Annotated in this window: 15 protein-coding genes; 9 read left to right on the top strand and 6 right to left on the bottom strand. The window is 67.7% G+C overall.

The window, feature by feature from the left end; genetic code table 11:
• Positions 1 to 65: 65 nt before the first annotated feature.
• The 5 genes from NUV79_RS04580 (at position 66) to NUV79_RS04560 (ending at position 4,952) form a co-directional block, all read left to right on the top strand.
• Entirely contained in the window at positions 66 to 1,160 is a 1,095-nt protein-coding gene (locus NUV79_RS04580) for an ABC transporter ATP-binding protein (protein ID WP_257731895.1), read from the top strand.
• Positions 1,157 to 2,011: an ABC transporter permease gene (locus NUV79_RS04575; protein ID WP_257731894.1), complete on the top strand. Its 855-nt coding sequence runs from the start codon at positions 1,157 to 1,159 to the stop codon at positions 2,009 to 2,011. The genes NUV79_RS04580 and NUV79_RS04575 overlap by 4 nt, the downstream gene beginning before the upstream one ends.
• A gap of 2 nt (positions 2,012 to 2,013) precedes the next feature.
• Complete coding sequence (locus NUV79_RS04570) at positions 2,014 to 2,817, top strand: ABC transporter permease (RefSeq protein ID WP_257731893.1); 804 nt, start codon at positions 2,014 to 2,016, stop codon at positions 2,815 to 2,817.
• Positions 2,818 to 2,836: 19 nt separating this feature from the next.
• Positions 2,837 to 3,955, top strand: a complete 1,119-nt coding sequence (locus tag NUV79_RS04565) for an ABC transporter substrate-binding protein (RefSeq protein ID WP_257731892.1) — start codon at positions 2,837 to 2,839, stop codon at positions 3,953 to 3,955.
• Between the two features lie 67 nt (positions 3,956 to 4,022).
• Positions 4,023 to 4,952, top strand: a complete 930-nt coding sequence (locus NUV79_RS04560; RefSeq protein ID WP_257731891.1) for an arginase family protein — start codon at positions 4,023 to 4,025, stop codon at positions 4,950 to 4,952.
• A 20-nt stretch (positions 4,953 to 4,972) separates the two neighbouring features.
• On the opposite strand, the gene NUV79_RS04555 is transcribed toward NUV79_RS04560, so the two are convergent.
• The 6 genes from NUV79_RS04555 to NUV79_RS04530 are packed head-to-tail and all read right to left on the bottom strand — an operon-like array spanning position 4,973 to position 12,347.
• The gene (locus NUV79_RS04555) at positions 4,973 to 6,055 is read right to left on the bottom strand and encodes a hypothetical protein (protein ID WP_257731890.1); all 1,083 of its coding nucleotides are present in this window, start codon (positions 6,053 to 6,055) and stop codon (positions 4,973 to 4,975) included.
• A 1-nt stretch (position 6,056) separates the two neighbouring features.
• On the bottom strand, positions 6,057 to 7,586 hold the full coding sequence (locus NUV79_RS04550) for a class I adenylate-forming enzyme family protein (RefSeq protein WP_257731889.1): 1,530 nt from the start codon (positions 7,584 to 7,586) through the stop codon (positions 6,057 to 6,059).
• 22 nt (positions 7,587 to 7,608) lie between these two features.
• The gene (locus NUV79_RS04545) at positions 7,609 to 9,369 is read right to left on the bottom strand and encodes an ABC transporter permease subunit (protein WP_257731888.1); all 1,761 of its coding nucleotides are present in this window, start codon (positions 9,367 to 9,369) and stop codon (positions 7,609 to 7,611) included.
• Entirely contained in the window at positions 9,366 to 10,424 is a 1,059-nt protein-coding gene (locus tag NUV79_RS04540) for an ABC transporter ATP-binding protein (RefSeq protein ID WP_257731887.1), read from the bottom strand. Before NUV79_RS04540 ends, NUV79_RS04545 begins: the two co-directional genes overlap by 4 nt.
• 23 nt (positions 10,425 to 10,447) lie before the next feature.
• Positions 10,448 to 11,515 carry an ABC transporter substrate-binding protein gene (locus NUV79_RS04535; RefSeq protein WP_257731886.1) on the bottom strand — a complete coding sequence of 356 codons (1,068 nt, stop codon included), beginning with the start codon at positions 11,513 to 11,515 and terminating at the stop codon, positions 10,448 to 10,450.
• Between the two features lie 58 nt (positions 11,516 to 11,573).
• Positions 11,574 to 12,347: an enoyl-CoA hydratase/isomerase family protein gene (locus tag NUV79_RS04530; RefSeq protein WP_257731885.1), complete on the bottom strand. Its 774-nt coding sequence runs from the start codon at positions 12,345 to 12,347 to the stop codon at positions 11,574 to 11,576.
• Between the two features lie 121 nt (positions 12,348 to 12,468).
• Here NUV79_RS04530 and NUV79_RS04525 point away from each other — a divergent pair, with 121 nt between their 5' ends.
• From NUV79_RS04525 to NUV79_RS04510, 4 genes are all read left to right on the top strand, one after another.
• Entirely contained in the window at positions 12,469 to 13,293 is an 825-nt protein-coding gene (locus NUV79_RS04525) for an IclR family transcriptional regulator (RefSeq protein ID WP_257731884.1), read from the top strand.
• Between the two features lie 89 nt (positions 13,294 to 13,382).
• Positions 13,383 to 13,697 carry a (2Fe-2S)-binding protein gene (locus NUV79_RS04520; protein ID WP_257731883.1) on the top strand — a complete coding sequence of 105 codons (315 nt, stop codon included), beginning with the start codon at positions 13,383 to 13,385 and terminating at the stop codon, positions 13,695 to 13,697.
• Entirely contained in the window at positions 13,690 to 15,054 is a 1,365-nt protein-coding gene (locus NUV79_RS04515) for an FAD/NAD(P)-dependent oxidoreductase (RefSeq protein WP_257731882.1), read from the top strand. Before NUV79_RS04520 ends, NUV79_RS04515 begins: the two co-directional genes overlap by 8 nt.
• Entirely contained in the window at positions 15,051 to 16,205 is a 1,155-nt protein-coding gene (locus tag NUV79_RS04510; RefSeq protein WP_257731881.1) for an NAD(P)/FAD-dependent oxidoreductase, read from the top strand. Before NUV79_RS04515 ends, NUV79_RS04510 begins: the two co-directional genes overlap by 4 nt.
• The last annotated feature ends 5 nt before the right edge of the window (positions 16,206 to 16,210 follow it).

The raw sequence follows: 16,210 nt of genomic DNA, 5'->3' as shown, positions 1-16,210 counted from the left end.
ACGTAAGCGGCGAAAACGGGACCATGGAGCCAAGCCTGAACGGCACGGGGAATGGGACCGCATCGGTGAAAGACTCGCTTGTCCTCGACAAGGTCGAAAAGCGTTACGGCGATTTCGTCGCGCTCGAACCGACCGATCTGACGATCAAGGCCGGCGAGTTCATCACGCTGCTCGGCCCCTCCGGCTCGGGCAAGACGACGATCCTGATGAGCATCGCCGGCTTCGTCGCGCCGAGCAGCGGGCGCATGCTGCTCGACGGCCGCGACGTGACCGCGCTGCCGCCGGAGCGGCGCAATTTCGGCGTGGTCTTCCAGGGCTATGCGCTGTTCCCGCATCTCAGCGTCTACGACAACGTCGCCTTTCCGCTGAGGGCGCGCGGCATCACCGGCGACGCCGCCCGGCCGAAGATCATGGCCGCGCTAGAGATGGCGAAGCTCGGGGCCTTCGCGCATCGCTATCCGCGCCAATTGTCGGGCGGGCAGCAGCAGCGCGTCGCTCTCGCCCGCTCGCTCGTCTTTTCGCCGGAGCTGCTGTTGCTCGACGAGCCGCTGAGCGCGCTCGACAAGGCGCTACGCAAGGAATTCCAGACCGAGTTCCGCTCGATCCATCGCGAGGTCGGCTCGACCTTCATCTATGTCACGCATGATCAGGAGGAGGCGCTGACGATGTCGGACCGCATCGTCATCCTCGATCGTGGCCGCATCCTCCAGATTGCCCCACCGGCCGAACTCTACGAGCGGCCGGCGACCGAGTTCGTCGCCGGCTTCCTCGGCAAGAGCAATTTCCTGCGCGGCAAGATCGCCTCCGCGCAAGACGGGCAGGTCGATATCCATATGCCCGGCTTCGCCGCGACGGCGAACGGGAACGGCATCGCGGCACAGGCAGGCCAGGCGGCCGTAGCCGCGCTCCGACCGGAGAAGATCAGGCTGGCGGCGCCGGCGATCGGCTTGGAAGCCGTCTCCTGCGCAGTGCGCGGCCGCGTCGGCGACATCACCTATCTCGGCTCCTCCATCGAGGTCGAGGTCAGGCTGGCGGATGGTGAGACGCTGCTGGCGACGGTTCCGGCCGGGCAACGCAGCTTCGTTGAAGGTGAGGAGATCGTCGCCTCCTGGGCTCCGGACGCAGCTATTCTCGTGCGCGGCAACGAGGCCTCGCCGTGAGCGCGGCAGCCGCCACCAGCACCGGCGGAAGCGAGCGGCTCTACTGGCTGATGCTGCTCGCGCCTTGCGTCTTCCTGGCGCTGTTCTACCTCGTGCCGGTGCTGAACGTGCTCGTGCTGAGCTTCACCGTGCCGAAGCCCGGGCTCGCCAATTACGCGGAGCTCGCCCAAAACGGCGCCGTGCAGCGCGTGCTCTGGACGACGCTCAGGATCGGGGCGATCACCACGGTGCTGGCGCTCGGGATCGGCTATGTCGTCGCCTATGCCCTGCTGCAATGCGGGCCGCGCGAGCGCCAGATCCTGCTTGGCATCGTCGTGGCGAGCTTCTGGATCAGCGCCCTCATCCGCGCCTTCGCCTGGGTCGCGCTGCTGCAATCGAAGGGACTGGTCAATTCGATCCTGCTCTCGACCGGGCTGATCGAGAGCCCGCTCAGCCTCGTGCGCAACGAGCTCGGCGTGATCATCGGCATGACCCACTACATGCTGCCCTATGCGATCCTGCCGCTCTACACGAGCCTGCGCGGCATCGACGACCGGCTGGTGCCGGCGGCGCGCGCGCTCGGGGCGACGCCCAGCCAGGCCTTCCGCTGGGTCTTCCTGCCGCTGAGCCTGCCCGGCCTGATCGGGGCGGGCGTGATCGTGATGATCTTCTCGCTCGGCTTCTACATCACACCGGCCATCCTTGGCGGCGGGCGCACGATCATGGTGGCCGAGTTCATCAGCGTGCAGATCTCCGAGACGCTGCGCTGGGGGCTGGCGGCGATGCTGGCGACCGTGCTGCTCGGCGCCGTGCTCCTGCTCGTGATGTGGCTCAGCCGCTTCATGGATGTCGAACAGGCGCTGAGGAAATAGCCATGGCAGCGCTCAGCGTCCCCTCGACCCCTAACGGCATCTCGCTCAACCGGATCGTCGCCTGGCTCGCGGCCTCCTTCCTGTTGCTGCCGATCCTCGTCATCATCCCGATCTCGCTGACGCCGGAGCGCTATCTCTCGCTGCCGACGTCGTCGATCTCGTTTCGCCACTATGGCAGCCTCGCGACCGATGGGCGCTGGACCAAGAGCATCGTCGATAGCCTCGTCGTGGGCATCGGCGCAACGGTGCTCGCGACCGGGCTCGGCGTCGCCTTCGCGGTCGGGGCCTGGCGTCTCGGGGCGCCGCTCGCCCGGCGCCTGCGTCTCCTGCTGCTGGCGCCGATCATCGTGCCGCCGATCGTGCATGCCGTCGCCTTCTATCGGGCATGGGCCACGCTCGGCCTGCTCGACACCTATCTCGGCCTGATCCTTATCCACGCGATGAAGGGACTGCCCTTCGTCGTACTGACCGTCGCCGGCACGCTGGCCAATGTCGATCCGCGGCTGGAGCAGGCGGCGCGCAGCCTCGGCGCCAATCCGCGGCAGGCGATGGGCTGGGTCGTGCTGCCGCAGATCAAGGCCGGCATCGTCGCCGGCGCCGCCTTCGCCTTCATCACCTCCTGGGACGAGACCATCGTCGCGCTCTTCGTCACCAGCCGGGCGGTCAACGCCCTGCCCCGCCGGATCTGGGAGGGGCTCGCCGACAATATCGACCCGGCCATCGCCGCGCTCGGCACGGTGATGATCGTCCTGACCTTCGCCGCCGTCGCGATCTCGACGCTGCGCAGTGCCTCCGCAAAAGCCTGACAACAGAGGGGAGACCAGCATGACCAGAGAGCATCAGGAATTCCGTGACGACTGCCTGGCGATCCTGCGCCGGGAGACCGAAGGCAAGCGCGTCCATCGCCGCCGCTTCCTGCAGGCGCTGGCGATGCTGGGCGCGATCCCGGCGGGCTTACGCCTGACGCCGGCCCATGCTCAGACCGGCGAGATCGTCGTCGTCAACTGGGGCGGCGATGCCGTGCCGGCCTATGACGCGATCTGGGCCCAGCCCTTCAACGCCGCCAATCCCGACGCGAAGGCGCTGATCAACGGCTCGGGACCAAGCTCCGGCAAGATCAAGGCGATGGTCGAGAGCGGCGCCGTCACTTGGGACGTCTGCGACCGCACCGTGCCGGCCTCGATCGAACTCGGTCGCCAGAACCTGCTGGAGAAGGTCGACTGGTCGATCGTCTCGCAGGGCAAGGTCCGCGCCGCGCATCGCTCGGATTGGGGCGTCGGCGCCTATCTCTATTCCTTCGTGCTGACCTATGACGCCAAGGCCCTGAAGGGGCCGGCGCCGAAGAACTGGAAGGATTTCTGGAACGTCAAGGAATTCCCCGGCAAGCGCACGCTCCGCAACAATATCGAGGGCATGCTGGAAGCCGCGATGCTCGCCGACGGCGTTAGCCGCGACAAGATCTACCCGATCGATGTCGACCGGGCGCTCGCCAAGATCAAGGAGATCAAGCCGCACACGATTTTCTGGACCACCGGCGCGGAGAGCCAGCAGCTCTTCCGCAACCAGGAAGTCGTGATGGGCAATCTCTGGCACACGCGCTCGATGCTGCTCGCCAAGGAGGTTGGCGACCACATCAAGTTCACCTTCGAGGACGGCATCCTGTTCCCCGGCGCCTGGATCGTGCCGAAGGGCAACCCGGCCAAGGCCGGCGCCTGGAAGTTCATCGCCTCGGCACAGGACCCCAAGAGCCAGGTCGAACTGTTCAAGCGTGTCGGCAACGGCCCGGTCAATCCGGCCGCAGCCGCGATGGTGCCGGCCGAGATGAAGGCGCTGGACTGCGGCTCGCCGGAGAATTTCGCGCGCCAGGTCGCCGTCGACAACGAGTGGTACGCGCAGCACTACGCCACGATCCTCGCCCGCTACATGGACGCGATCGCTTCCTGAGCCTCGACCTTGACGGGTGGCGGCGTGCCACCCGTCCCTGCCTCCCGACAAAGACACAGGTAGACTGATGACAACGGCGCCGTTTTCGCTCGCCCAGACCTTCATGGGCGTCCCGCACCGTACCGAGATCGGCGACGCCAAGGCGGTGGTCCTCGGCCTGCCCTTCGATTGCGGCACGCATCCGCAGCGCGTCGGCTCGCGGCTCGGGCCGTCCTCGATCCGCGAGCAGTCGCTGCTGCTGCGGGCCTTCGACTTCGTCAACGGCATCAACCCGCTGGAGGCGCTCGGCGTCGTCGATGTCGGCGATGCCAAGGTCAGCCCCGGCGATCTCGACGCGTCCTATGTCGCGATCGAGGCGGCCGTCGGCGCCATCGCCGAGACGCGAGCCGTCGCGGTGACGCTCGGCGGCGACGGGGCGATCGCCCTGCCGGAGATGCGGGCGCTGCACCGGGTCTATCCCGATCTCGTCACCATCCATATCGACGCCCATACCGACGCCTATCCGATCGAGGGCTACAACACCGCGACCGCCTTCGGCCGTGCCGCGGAGGAAGGGCTCGTCGATGCCACCCGCTCCTACCAGATCGGCATGCGCGGCACGACGATGCTGCCCGGCGTCGGCGAATACGGCCGCAGCCTTGGCTACAACGTGATCCCGCTGGCGGAGCTGCTGGAGCGCGGCATCGCCAAGGTCTTCGCCGAGATCCGCGCGCATATCGGCGACCGGCCGGTCTATCTCTCCTACGACATGGATTTCTTCGACCCCTCGGTCGCGCCGGGCGTCTGCACGCCGACCTGGGGCGGGGCGACCTCGCGCGAGGGCCTCGCGGTGCTGGAAGCCTGCGCCGGGCTCAATCTGGTGGGCGTCAACATCAACACGGTCAGCCCGCCGCACGATGTCGGCGGCATGTCGGCGCTGCTCGCGGCGCAGGTGACACTCAACGCGCTCAACCTGATCGCGCGGCAGCACCAGTCGAAGGCTGTCGGGCAGTCATAAGAAGCGCTGCGGAGCGCGGATCATCCGCTTCGCATCAGGGTGTCGCGCAAGCCGAGAAGCGTCTCGCACACGGCCTCCAGATCGAGGACGTCGAACCCATCCCGCAGCTCGGGGATGTGACCGGCGATCCTGCCGCCGAGGACGCCGGTGAAGCTCGCCCTGCCCTCGGGCGAGACGATGAGGCCGTTGGCCGCTTCGAAAGAGGCATTCCAGGCGATCGCTTCCTCGCGGGCCAATCCGGGTGGCAGGTCGAGTTCGAGCCTGCCAGCCACCAGCTTGACGGGATAGCCACCGGGCAAGCCATCGGGCCCGGGCACATGGCCTTGCCAGGGCTTGCCAGCCGCCATGGCCAGCAGCATCGGCACGCCGCTGGCGCCGGAAATCTCGATCACCGGCTCGGGCGTGAGCTGGATATCAGCGAAGCGGGCGTAAACGTCGTCAACTTCCCTGCCATCCAGCCACACGCGCGGGGCGCGCCCGCCACGCTCCTCCGGGCGGCGGCGCCAGGCGGCGAGATTCTGGTAATGCGCGAGAACCTTGACCTCGGCCCCGGCGGGTGTCGCGGCCGAGCCGGCGAAGACGTTGGACAGGATCGCGACGTTGCCCATGCCGCAGGCGACGTCATGGCCCATCGCGCGGATCATGCCGTTGACCACGTCCGGGAAGCTGCAATTGACCAGCGTCACCGGCTTGCCGGCGCGGATGATGGCGGCGGCGACGCGGGCGCTGATCAGCGCCTGGAAGATTGCGGTCGCGCTCAGGCCGCCCTCGGCGACCAAGCGGGTCCAGGCGTTGCCGCTCTGAGCGATGACCTGCGAGGTCTGGATCGAGGCGGCCTGCACCACGATGCGCGGGTTGGTCGCGGCGAGCAGCGCGTCGGAAGCGTCCGGCGCCAGCAGGTCGATCGCGTGGGTGGTGAAGCGCGCCTTGGCCCCGAACAGCGCGGCGCGCGCGTTCGCGGCGGTGCGCAGCCAGTTCAGCCGTTCGAGATTGCGCCCGGCGATGATCACCTCGACCGGCTCGCGCGCCGTCGCAGCGATGTCGAAGGCGATGCGCGCGGCGAAGCCACCCGTGCCGGAGATCAGGATATCGCAGCTGGCCATCTCAGCGCCCCGTCGCGGCCCTGTCCCAGCAATCGTCGAGCCGGGGCGAGAGCTTGTGCTTCATGATGCGTTGGCTCGCCGTCCGCTCGAACTCGTCGACGAGGGCGATGTAGCGCGGGTTCTGGTAGGGCGCGAGGCGCTGACCGAGCCAGCCGGACAGCGCCTGCGGATCGATGATCGCGCCGTGGCGCGGCTTGACGAAAAGCTTGATGTCCTGCTCGCCGATATCGGCGGCGACGCCGATCATCGCGCAATCCTCGACCGCGTCATGCTCGGCGGCGACATGCTCGACCTCCCAGGCCGAGACGTTCTCGCCCCGGCAGCGCACGCTGTCGGTCATGCGGCCGTGGAAATAGAGGTTGCCGTCGACATCGAAGGAGCCGAGATCGCCGGTATGAAGAGCGCCGTTGCGCAGGGCCTTCGCCGTCGCCTCGGGATTGTCGAGATAGCCGGGGAAGATCGCGCCGGGGATGCGGGTCTCGACCACGATCTCGCCTCGCTCGCCGGCGGCGACCGGCTTGCCCTCGCCGTCGAGCAGCCTGACGGTGAACCAGGGCATCGGCCGCCCGACCGAGCCGACCACGCCGCTGGTGTTGCAGGTGGTCAAGCTGGAGGCTTCGGTCATGCCGTAGCATTCGCGGATCTCGACGCCGAAGCGATCCCGGAACTGCGGCCAGATATCGGCCGGGCAGCCGCCGCCCCAGGCGATGCGCACGCCGTGCTCGCGATCGAGAGCTGAGGGCGGCTGCTTCAGCAGGATCTGCAGGATGCCACCGAGATAATGGATATGGGTCGCGCCTTCCTCGCGGACCTGTGCCCAGAAACGGCTGGCGCTGAAGCGCTCGACCATGGCCAGCGTCACGTCGCGGATCATCGGCAGCGGCAGGAGCTGGGCCCCGCCGATATGATAGAGCGGCTCCCAGACGAAGAAGACCTCGCCCGGCCTGGCATCCGACAGATAGAGCACGCTCTCGGCCGCCAGCCTCAGCATGCGATGCGAGACGATGACGCCCTTCGGCCGCCCGGTCGTGCCGGAGGTGTACATGATCGCGAAGACGGCATCCGCAGCCGGGACCGGCTCGTCGAAGCGGGCGGTTCCGGCGAGCACCGCATCGAGGTCGCCGCCCGGCGCGTGCAGCAGCACCGGCAGGGTCGAATCCGGCCCCATCGCCTCGGCGATCTGGGGCGCGAGATCGACATCGGCAACGACGAGGCGCGGGCCGGAATGAGTGAGGAGATAGTTCAGCCCCTCGCCGCGCTGCTGGGCATTGACCGGGACCCAGGCGACGCCGGCCCGCGCCAGCCCGAAGACCACGGCGATGGTGGCGATCGAATTGCGCATCATCACTGCGACGCGGTCGCCCGCGACGATGCCGCGCGCCCGCAGATACACCGCGAAGGCGCCCGAGCGCTGTTCGAGTTCGCCATAGCTCAGCGGCTCGCCGGCGAAGCGGGCATAGACGCGATCTGGCTCGGCGGCGGCGCGCGCGGTCAGAAGGCCAACGAAGCCGTCTTTGTCTGGAGAGGTCATGGTTGCGCTTCGGTCGTCAGGATCAGGAAGAAGAGGAGGAGCGGAAGCGTTCGGCCAGCAGCAGCATCACCGTCACCACCACGAAGATGACGACTGAGACCGCAGCCAGCGTCGGATTGAGCTGCAGGATCATGTCGTCCCACATCTGCTTCGGCAGGGTCGTCTTGACGCCGCCCGAGACGAAGATCGCGATGGTCAATTCGTCGAAGGAGGTGATGAAGGCGAAGAGGAAGGCCGCGACGAGGCCGCCCTTGACCAGCGGGATGGTCACGCCGGTGAGGGTACGGACGCGGTTGGCGCCGAGCGTCGCCGCCGCCTGGTCGAGCCGCTGGTCATAGGTCTTGAGCACGGCGGCGATGGTGACCAGCGTGAACGGGATCGCCAGCACGGTATGGCCGATGATCAGGCCGAGATCGGTGGCGACGAGGCCAATGCGGGCGAAGAGATAGAACAGCCCGACCGCGATGACGATGCGCGGCACGATCATCGGCGCGAGGAAGAAGGCGAAGATCAGCCCGCCCCAGCGCGTGCGGCTATGGGCCAGCGCCAACGCCGCGAAGCCACCGATCGCGGTTGCCGCCAGCGCCGTGGCGAAGGCGACCATGAAGGAGCGCAAGGTCGCCTGCAGCCAGAGCGGCGATTCGAAATAGGTGCGGAACCAATTGAGCCCGTAGCCCGGCGGCGGGAATTCGAGGAATTGCGAGGAGGTGAAGGCGATCGGGATCACCAGCAGCGTCGGCAGCACCAGGAAGCCGATGACGAGCCAGCAGAAGCCCGGCAGCAGCGCAGCGCAGATACGCTTGCCGAGTAGGCGCTGAGCAACGGCCGCGGCGCGCCCGGCGATGTCGCCGACGAGGCCGAGGATGGCGAGGCCGAGATCGCGGATGCGCCCGCCCCCGACCTGCGCCGAACCGCCGGCAATGGTCGATATCCCGAACAGCCGGTCGTAGATCCAGCAGGAGACCAGCGCCGCCGCCAGCATCATCGCCGCGAGCGCCCCGGCGAAGGACCAGTTCAGCAGCTCCTGCACCTGGGTGATGATGAGCTGGGCCAGCATCGTCTCCTGCCGCCCGCCGAGGAAGGCCGGCACGATGAAGAAGCCGAGCGAGGAGATGAAGACGAGCAAGCCAGCCGCCGCGACGCCCGGCAGCGAGAGCTTGAAATAGACCAGCCAGAAGGCCCGAGCCGGCGCGGCGCCGAGCGTCTGCGCGGCCTGGACGAGGCGGCGGTCGATGCCGGTCATCACCGGCAGCATGGTCATCACAGCAAGCGGCACCATGGCATGGACCATGCCGACCATGACGCCGAACATGTTGTGCAGCAGCGGCAGGGGCTGGTCGACGAGGCCGGAGCCCGTCGCCAGCGAATTGATGATGCCACTGCGGCCGAGCACGATCATCCAGGCGAAGGTCTTGACGAGATAGCTCGTCCAGAACGGCACCATGACGAAGAGCAGCATGCGGCCGCGGAACATATCGGGCAGGCGCGCCAACCAATAGGCGAGCGGGTAGCCGATCAGCAGCGACCAGAAGGCCGTCCAGCCGGCAATGCGGAAGGTGATGCCGAGCACGCGCAGATAGACATCGGTCGCGGCGATGCGCTGATAGGCGCTGCCCGAGAAGCCGCCTGTCTCGGGATCGACGAGGCTGAGGCCGAGCAATTGCGCCACCGGCCAGGCGAAGAAGACCGCGAGGAACGCGAGGCCGGGCACCGCCAGCCAGAGCGGGCCGAACTTCAGTTTGCTCCGGCGCGCCGGAGCCGTGCCTGCCGCGACCGCGCTCATGCGACCAGCACCGCCTTGTCGCGGGCCCAGCCGGCGACGATGGCCTGATCGATGGCGGGCACGGGATCGTCGGGCCCCAGCCGCAGCACGAGCGGGCTGCCGTCGCCCAGCGCGGCGATCACGCGGGTCTCGGAGCCGGCATAGACGATCTCGCTGACGCGGCCGCGGACGGCATTGCCGTCCCGCTCGCCGAGATGGAGGTTCTCCGGCCGGATGACGAGGGCCGCGTCCTTGCTCTGACAATTGGCGCCGCTCGGCAGGGCGAAGCGGCCATGGGGCGTGTCGAGCGCGCCGTTACCGTCCCATTGGCCGCGGAAGATGTTGGAGATGCCGATGAAATCGGCGGCAAAGGCGGTGCGCGGACGCTCGTAGATCTCGCGCGGCGTGCCGAGCTGCTCGATCCTGGCGTGGTTCATCAGGCAGATGCGGTCGGACATCGCGAGCGCCTCCTCCTGATCATGCGTCACATAGACGATGGTGGCGCCGCTTTCGCGGTGCAGACGCTTGATCTCGATCTGCATGTGCTCGCGCAGCTTCTTGTCGAGGGCGCCGAGCGGCTCGTCCATCAGGATGATAGAGGGCTGGTAGACGAAGCAGCGCGCCAGCGCGACGCGCTGCTGCTGGCCGCCGGACAGTTCCCGCGGAAAGCGCCCGGCGAGATGGCCGAGATGGACCATGTCGAGCGTGGACGCGACCCGGCCGGCGATCTCGGCCGAGGGGCGTCCGCGCATCTTGAGCGGGAAGGCGATGTTCTCCGCCACGGTCAGGTGCGGGAAGAGTGCGTAATGCTGGAAGACGAGGCCGATATCGCGCTGGTGGACCGGCATGTTCGACTGATCGCGCCCGTCGATCACCACCCTGCCCTCGCTGGCCTCGACCAGACCGCAGATAAGCTGGAGCAGCGTCGTCTTGCCGGAGCCCGAAGGCCCCAGCAAGGTGAGGAACTCGCCCTCGGCGACGCTGAGCGAGCTCGGCTCGAGAGCCGTGGTCGCGCCATAGCGCTTACACAGGCCTTCAACGACGAGCTTGGCTGATTTCGGCTGGATCGCGGTCATTCCGGCACCCGTCCCCATCGCCGTCAGGTCAAGAGCCAGGCGTTGAAGCGCTCGGTGACCTTCGAGCGGTTGGCGCTCCACCAATCCTCGTTGGCGATCGCCATCTGCTTCAGGTTCTCCGGCGAGGTCGGCAGCACCTTGGCACGCTCGGGGGAAATCGTCTGATAGGCGTCGAGATTGGTCGGGCCATAGGCCAGCGCCTCGGTGAAGACGGCCTGCGCCTTCGGATCGGAGCAGAAGCGAACGAACTGGCGCGCGACATCCGCCTTCGGGCCGCCCTTGGGCAGACCCCAGCCCTCGATCGAGTACAGCCCCTGGTTCCAGACGATCTTGGCGGGCGTGCCGCCGTCGATCGCCGCCTGCAGGCGGGCGTTCCAGCCCGGCAGCATGTCGACCTCGCCGCTCTGCAGGAGCTGGGTCGACTGGGCGCCGCCGGTCCACCAGACCGCGACATGCGGCTTGATCTTGTCGAGTACCTTGAAGGCCCGGTCGATATCCAGCGGATAGAGCTTGTCGAGCGGCACGCCGTCGGCGAGCAGCGCCTGCTCGATCGTGTCGATCGGGTTCTTGCGCAGCGCGCGGCGGCCGGGGAACTTCTCCACGTTGAAGAAATCGGCCCAGCTCGCCGGCGCGTTCTTCACCTTGTCGGTGCGATAGGCGAAGACGGTCGAGTAGACGTCCGTGCCCATGAATTCGGGCGAGATCGCCTGCGGCATCAGCTTCGGTACGTCGGCATGGGCGAAACCGATCGGGTCGAGCAGGCCCTGACCTTTCAGGATGTCGCGAGCCGAGAGCGTCAGCGTGCAGACGTCCCAGGTATAGGACTTGGTCTCGACCATCGCCTTGAACTGGGCGGTGGGCTCGGCCTCGCGGGCGACATTGACGACCTTGTTGCCGGTCACCTTCTCGAAGGGATCGTAGAAAGCCTTGCGGAAGGCCGGGCCGAACGGGCCGCCGGGGTCGGCGACCGTGATCTGGGTGGCGGCGCGCGCCGTGCCCGTCAGATAAGGCGCGGCAACCGCGCCGGCAGCGACGCCGCCCGCGAGTTGCAGCAGAGTGCGCCGGGTCGGCTTCGTGGTCAGGCTCGTCATCGTCTTCTCCCCTTTCAAGCGGTTTTCCGCGTTTCCCCGTGGGTGATCGAATCTGTGGTCAGGCCGTCTTTCGCGCCGCGCGCTTGGCGAGGAAGGCCTCCATCATCCGCGCCGGCTCGCCGGTGGCGTAGGCGGCGCGCTGGTTGCGGATGCCGGCAGCAAGGCATTCGCGGAAGCTCTCCTCGGTGACCTCGCGGAAGCGGGCCTTGTTGAGGCGCATGGCAACCGGCGGCTTGCCGGCAAGCTCCTCGGCCAGAGCGAGCGAGGCCGGCATCACCTGCTCTTTCGGCACGATCCGGTTGATCAGGCCGATGCGGAAGCACTCGTCGGCATCCATCATCCGGCCGGTCAGGGTCAGGTCGATGGTGCGAGCAATCCCGATCATCTCCTTCATGATCCAGGGGCCGGTGACCGAGGCGATGCCGGAATTGATCTCGGGCTGGCCCATGGTGACGCCGGCATGGCCGACGCGCAGGTCGCAAAGCAGCGCGACCTGGAAGGCCGAGCCCGCCGCGACACCGTTCAACGCCGCGATCAGCGGCTTCGAGAGCGAGCGCATGCGGTCATAGAGGCGTTCCCACTCGCCCATCCACAATTCCGCGCGGTCGGGATCGAAGGTCTTGGTCTCGTTGAGATCCTGGCCGGCGCCGAAGGCACGCTCGCCGGCGCCTGTCAGGATGATGGCGCGGACGGCATCGTTGGCCTCCATCTCGTCGAAACAGGCCACCAGCCGCTCGCGCATCGGCGCGTTCCAGGCGTTCAGGATCTCGGGGCGGTTGAGCGTGATGATGCCGACCGCGCCACGCACTTCAGCCAGAACAGAGTCCTTCATAGCGCCCTCCGATGGGTATTTATTACAATGCGATAATTTCTATTGCAAATAATACGGAGACGGCTCACCTTGTCAAGGCCGCCCGCCGCAGCCATTGATCGCGCCGAGGAGACCAGCTGCGATGACGATGCCCGAAGAGACACAGAACGGCCGCAAGCGTACGTCCGCTTCAGCCGAACAGGCCGGCCGCAAGGACGACGCCCTGATGGTCAATTCGGTGGAGAAGGCGTTCCGGGTGCTCTCGGCCTTCGGCCGCCAGCACCAGACGCTGAACCTGTCGCAGGTCGCCTCGGAGACGGGGATGGATGTCAGCGCCGCCCAGCGCTTCACCCATACGCTCGCCAAGCTCGGTTATCTCCGCAAGGACACGCAGACCAAGCGCTTCGAGCTGACGGCGAAGACGCTCGATCTCGGCTACCACTTCGTCCGCAGCAGCCGGCTGCTCGACCGGGCGATGCCCTATCTCATGCATCTCAGCAAGCAGACCGAGGAAACGGTGAACCTGACCGTCAGGGAGGAGACCGAGATCATCTTCGTGTCGCGCTTCCTCAGCCGGCACGTCCTCAATACGGACGTCATCATCGGCACGCGGATGCCGGCCTATGCCACTGCGCCGGGCATCGCCATGCTGTCGCGCCTGCCGGAGGACGAGGCCATGGCGATCATCGACGCCTCCGACCGGCGGGCGCATACGCCCTCGACAACCTGGCAGCGCGAGGCGTTGCGCGAGAAGCTGCGCCAGTCGGCGGCCCAGGGCTACGCGACCGCTTTCGAAGAGGTCTATATCGGCGACGCCTCGATCGCCGCGCCCGTCGTCGACCACCAGGGCCGGCCGGAGGCAGCCGTCAACATCGCAACCTCGACCTCGCGCTACAGCCATGAGGAGGTCGTCTCGCGCTTCTCCTCGCTGGTGATCGCTGCCGCCCACGCCATCTCGCGCGTCTGAGAAAAGCGAGGCGGGTGGCCTTGACAGGCGGCTTTTCGGCTTATCAAAATCCGCATACTTATATCGCATTGAAATAAATTCGAGGCAGAATGGAACGCTCGCAGGCGCAGTTCCGCCGTGTGGCTCGCCGTAGAGGCCCGCCGGTCACCCTCAGCTTCGACGGCGTGTCGATCCGCGCGACCGCGGGCGACAGCGTCCTTGCCGCTCTGCTGGAGAACGGCGCCCTCGCCCGCCGACTTGAATTCGGTGGAGAGCCGCGCGCCGGTTTCTGCCTGATGGGCGCCTGCCAGGATTGCTGGGTCTGGAGCGCGACTGGCGGCCGGATCAGAGCCTGCACCACGCCCGTCAACGAAGGCATGGAGCTCTTCGCCGAGCCGCGGGGCATGGCCGGCGCCCATGACTGAGATCGTCATCATCGGAGCCGGGCCAGCCGGGATCAGCGCCGCCGAATTGCTCGTCGCGAACGGGCTGAAGCCGATCCTGATCGATGAAGGCATGCGCGCCGGCGGGCAGGGCTATCGCCGCCCGGCGGACGACCTCACCCTCGACATGACCAAGTTGATGGGCTCGGAGGCCGCCCGCTACGCGGCCCTGCACGCTCGGTTCGCCGTCTTGCGTTCCCAGATCGACTATCGGCCCCAGACACTGGTCTGGGCGATCGATGGCCAACGCCTGCACCTGCTGCGCGATGGCCGAGCCGAGACGCTCGATTGGGACAAGCTGCTGATTGCCAGCGGTGCGATGGACCGGATCGCGCCCTTGCCGGGCTGGGCGATGCCCGGCGTCTTCACGCTCGGCGGGGCGCAGGTCGCGCTCAAGGACCAGGGCTGCCTGATCGGCAGCCGCGTCGCCTTCCTCGGCTCCTCGCCCCTGCTGACGCTGGCGGCGAAGCAGTATCGCGCGATGGGCGCCGAGATCGCGGTGATCGCCGATACGACGCCATTCTCCGCCAAGCTCGCCGCAATGCCCGCTCTGCTCGGCGCGCCGCGCACCTTGCTACGCGGGCTCTGGTACATGGCTGAGGCTTTGCGCGGCGGTATTCCGATGCTGCACGGCGTGACGCCGGTCGCCGTCGAGGGGGATGGTCGCGTTGAGGCGCTCGTCCTGAGCGATGGCAGCGGACGCGAACGGCGCTTCGCCTGCGATGCGATTGCGCTCGGCTATGGCCTGAAACCCGAGACGCAGCTTGCCGATATCGCCGGGGCGGAATTCGCCTACGATCCGGATTTCCGGTTGTTCCTGCCGAAGATCGACGGTTTCGGCCGGGCGCGGCCGGGGCTCTATCTCGCCGGGGACGGTGTGCGGATCGGCGGTGTTGATGCGGCCGAGGCAAGCGGGGCTCTCGCCGCCCATGCCGTCCTCTCCGATCTCGGCCGGACACAGGATATCGCGGCGATCAGGTCGCTGGCGCGGCGTGTCACGCGGCTACGCGATTTCCAACGCGGGCTGGCGCGGGCCTTCGCCTGGCCGAGGGAGCAGATCGCCGCCCTGCCCGATCCCGTCACGCTCTGCCGCTGCGAGAACGTCACCATCGGCGAAGTGCGCGCCGCGATGGCGAAGGCGCTCGGCCCGGTCGAGGTCAATCGCGTCAAGGCGATGACCCGTTGCGGCATGGGCCGTTGCCAGGGCCGTGTCTGCGGGCCGGCCTTGCAGGAGATCGTTGCGGCCGGGACCGGGCACGGCGGCGAAGCCGCCGGCCGTTTGCGCGGTCAGGCTCCGGTGAAGCCGATCGCGCTCGCCGCCGCGGAAGAACCGGCATGAGTGCGCAAACAGCTGATCTCGCGATCGTCGGCGGCGGACTGATCGGTGTCTGGACCGCCTTCTTCCTCGCAAGGCGTGGCCAGCGCGTGACGCTGATCGAAAAGGGCGTCGTGGGAGAGCAATCGAGCGGCGTCAATTTCGGCAACCTGCGCCTGCAAGGCCGCTTCCCCGGCCAGTATCCGCTGTCGTTGCGCTCGCAGGCGCTATGGGAGGATTTCGACGCGCTGATCGGGGAAGACTGCGAGTTCGAGCAGACCGGTCATCTCTACCTCGCCTATGACGAGGAGGAACACGCGAAACTCGAAGGCTACGCCACGGTCTCGGAATCCTACGGACTCGCGATCGAGCGGGTCGGCCCCGCCGACCTGCGCCGGCGCTGGCCGTGGCTCGGCGAGCGCGCGGTGGCAGCGACCTTCTCGGCCCGCGACGCCACCGCCAATCCAAGGCTGGCCACACCGGCCGTGGCGCGGGCCGCGGCGAGACAGGGCGCCACCATCCTGGAGAATTCGCGCGTCACGACCGTTGACCGCGAGGGCGACGGCTTTTCGCTGACGCTGGCCGATGGCAGCCGGATAAGCTGCGGCGCTCTGGTCAACTGTGCCGGGGCCTGGGCGCCGGAGATCGCCGAGCGCTTCGGCGAGACCGCGCCGGTCTTCCCGGCCGGGCCACCGCAATTCGTCACCGAGCCGTTCCCCTATCAGATCGAGCCCTCGGTGCAGGCGATCGACGGCTCGGTGATCTTCCGCCAGATCCCGCGCGGCAACATCATCCTCGCCGGCTATCCGCGCACGGCCGCCGATCCGCAGGCAAACCGCGCGCCGGTGCCCCCCGTCAAGACGCTGGCGGCGATGCGGGCTCTGGCCCGCGTCGCGCCGATGTTGGCGCAATGCCATGTCATCCGCGTCTGGTCCGGCATCGAGGCCTATCTCCCGGACATGATCCCGGTGATCGGCCCGAGCGGAACGACGCCCGGCCTGTTCCACGCCTTCGGCTTCTGCGGCCATGGTTTCCAGATCGGCCCCGGCGTCGGTCTTTGCCTCAGCGAGATGATCCTCGACGGCGAAACGCCGACACCGCTCACGCCCTTCGCGATCACGCGATTCCGCACAGCCGCGACCGTCAGCGAGAAATTCAAGAAGGAGTTCGACTGAGATCG

Source organism: Allobosea sp. 47.2.35 (assembly GCF_024655635.1).
Lineage (GTDB): Bacteria > Pseudomonadota > Alphaproteobacteria > Rhizobiales > Beijerinckiaceae > Allobosea.
Note: the sequence above shows the minus strand (reverse complement) of the source record. Positions and strands in the feature narration are given on the sequence as shown.

Bases quoted from the DNA above. Each gene is read 5' to 3' on its own strand.
- NUV79_RS04570 (WP_257731893.1), top strand. From the start codon at position 2,014: ATGGCAGCGCTCAGCGTCCCCTCGACCCCTAACGGCATCTCGCTCAAC.
- NUV79_RS04565 (WP_257731892.1), top strand. From the start codon at position 2,837: ATGACCAGAGAGCATCAGGAATTCCGTGACGACTGCCTGGCGATCCTG.
- NUV79_RS04560 (WP_257731891.1), top strand. From the start codon at position 4,023: ATGACAACGGCGCCGTTTTCGCTCGCCCAGACCTTCATGGGCGTCCCG.
- NUV79_RS04555 (WP_257731890.1), bottom strand. From the start codon at position 6,055: ATGGCCAGCTGCGATATCCTGATCTCCGGCACGGGTGGCTTCGCCGCG.
- NUV79_RS04550 (WP_257731889.1), bottom strand. From the start codon at position 7,586: ATGACCTCTCCAGACAAAGACGGCTTCGTTGGCCTTCTGACCGCGCGC.
- NUV79_RS04545 (WP_257731888.1), bottom strand. From the start codon at position 9,369: ATGAGCGCGGTCGCGGCAGGCACGGCTCCGGCGCGCCGGAGCAAACTG.
- NUV79_RS04540 (WP_257731887.1), bottom strand. From the start codon at position 10,424: ATGACCGCGATCCAGCCGAAATCAGCCAAGCTCGTCGTTGAAGGCCTG.
- NUV79_RS04535 (WP_257731886.1), bottom strand. From the start codon at position 11,515: ATGACGAGCCTGACCACGAAGCCGACCCGGCGCACTCTGCTGCAACTC.
- NUV79_RS04530 (WP_257731885.1), bottom strand. From the start codon at position 12,347: ATGAAGGACTCTGTTCTGGCTGAAGTGCGTGGCGCGGTCGGCATCATC.
- NUV79_RS04525 (WP_257731884.1), top strand. From the start codon at position 12,469: ATGACGATGCCCGAAGAGACACAGAACGGCCGCAAGCGTACGTCCGCT.
- NUV79_RS04520 (WP_257731883.1), top strand. From the start codon at position 13,383: ATGGAACGCTCGCAGGCGCAGTTCCGCCGTGTGGCTCGCCGTAGAGGC.
- NUV79_RS04515 (WP_257731882.1), top strand. From the start codon at position 13,690: ATGACTGAGATCGTCATCATCGGAGCCGGGCCAGCCGGGATCAGCGCC.
- NUV79_RS04510 (WP_257731881.1), top strand. From the start codon at position 15,051: ATGAGTGCGCAAACAGCTGATCTCGCGATCGTCGGCGGCGGACTGATC.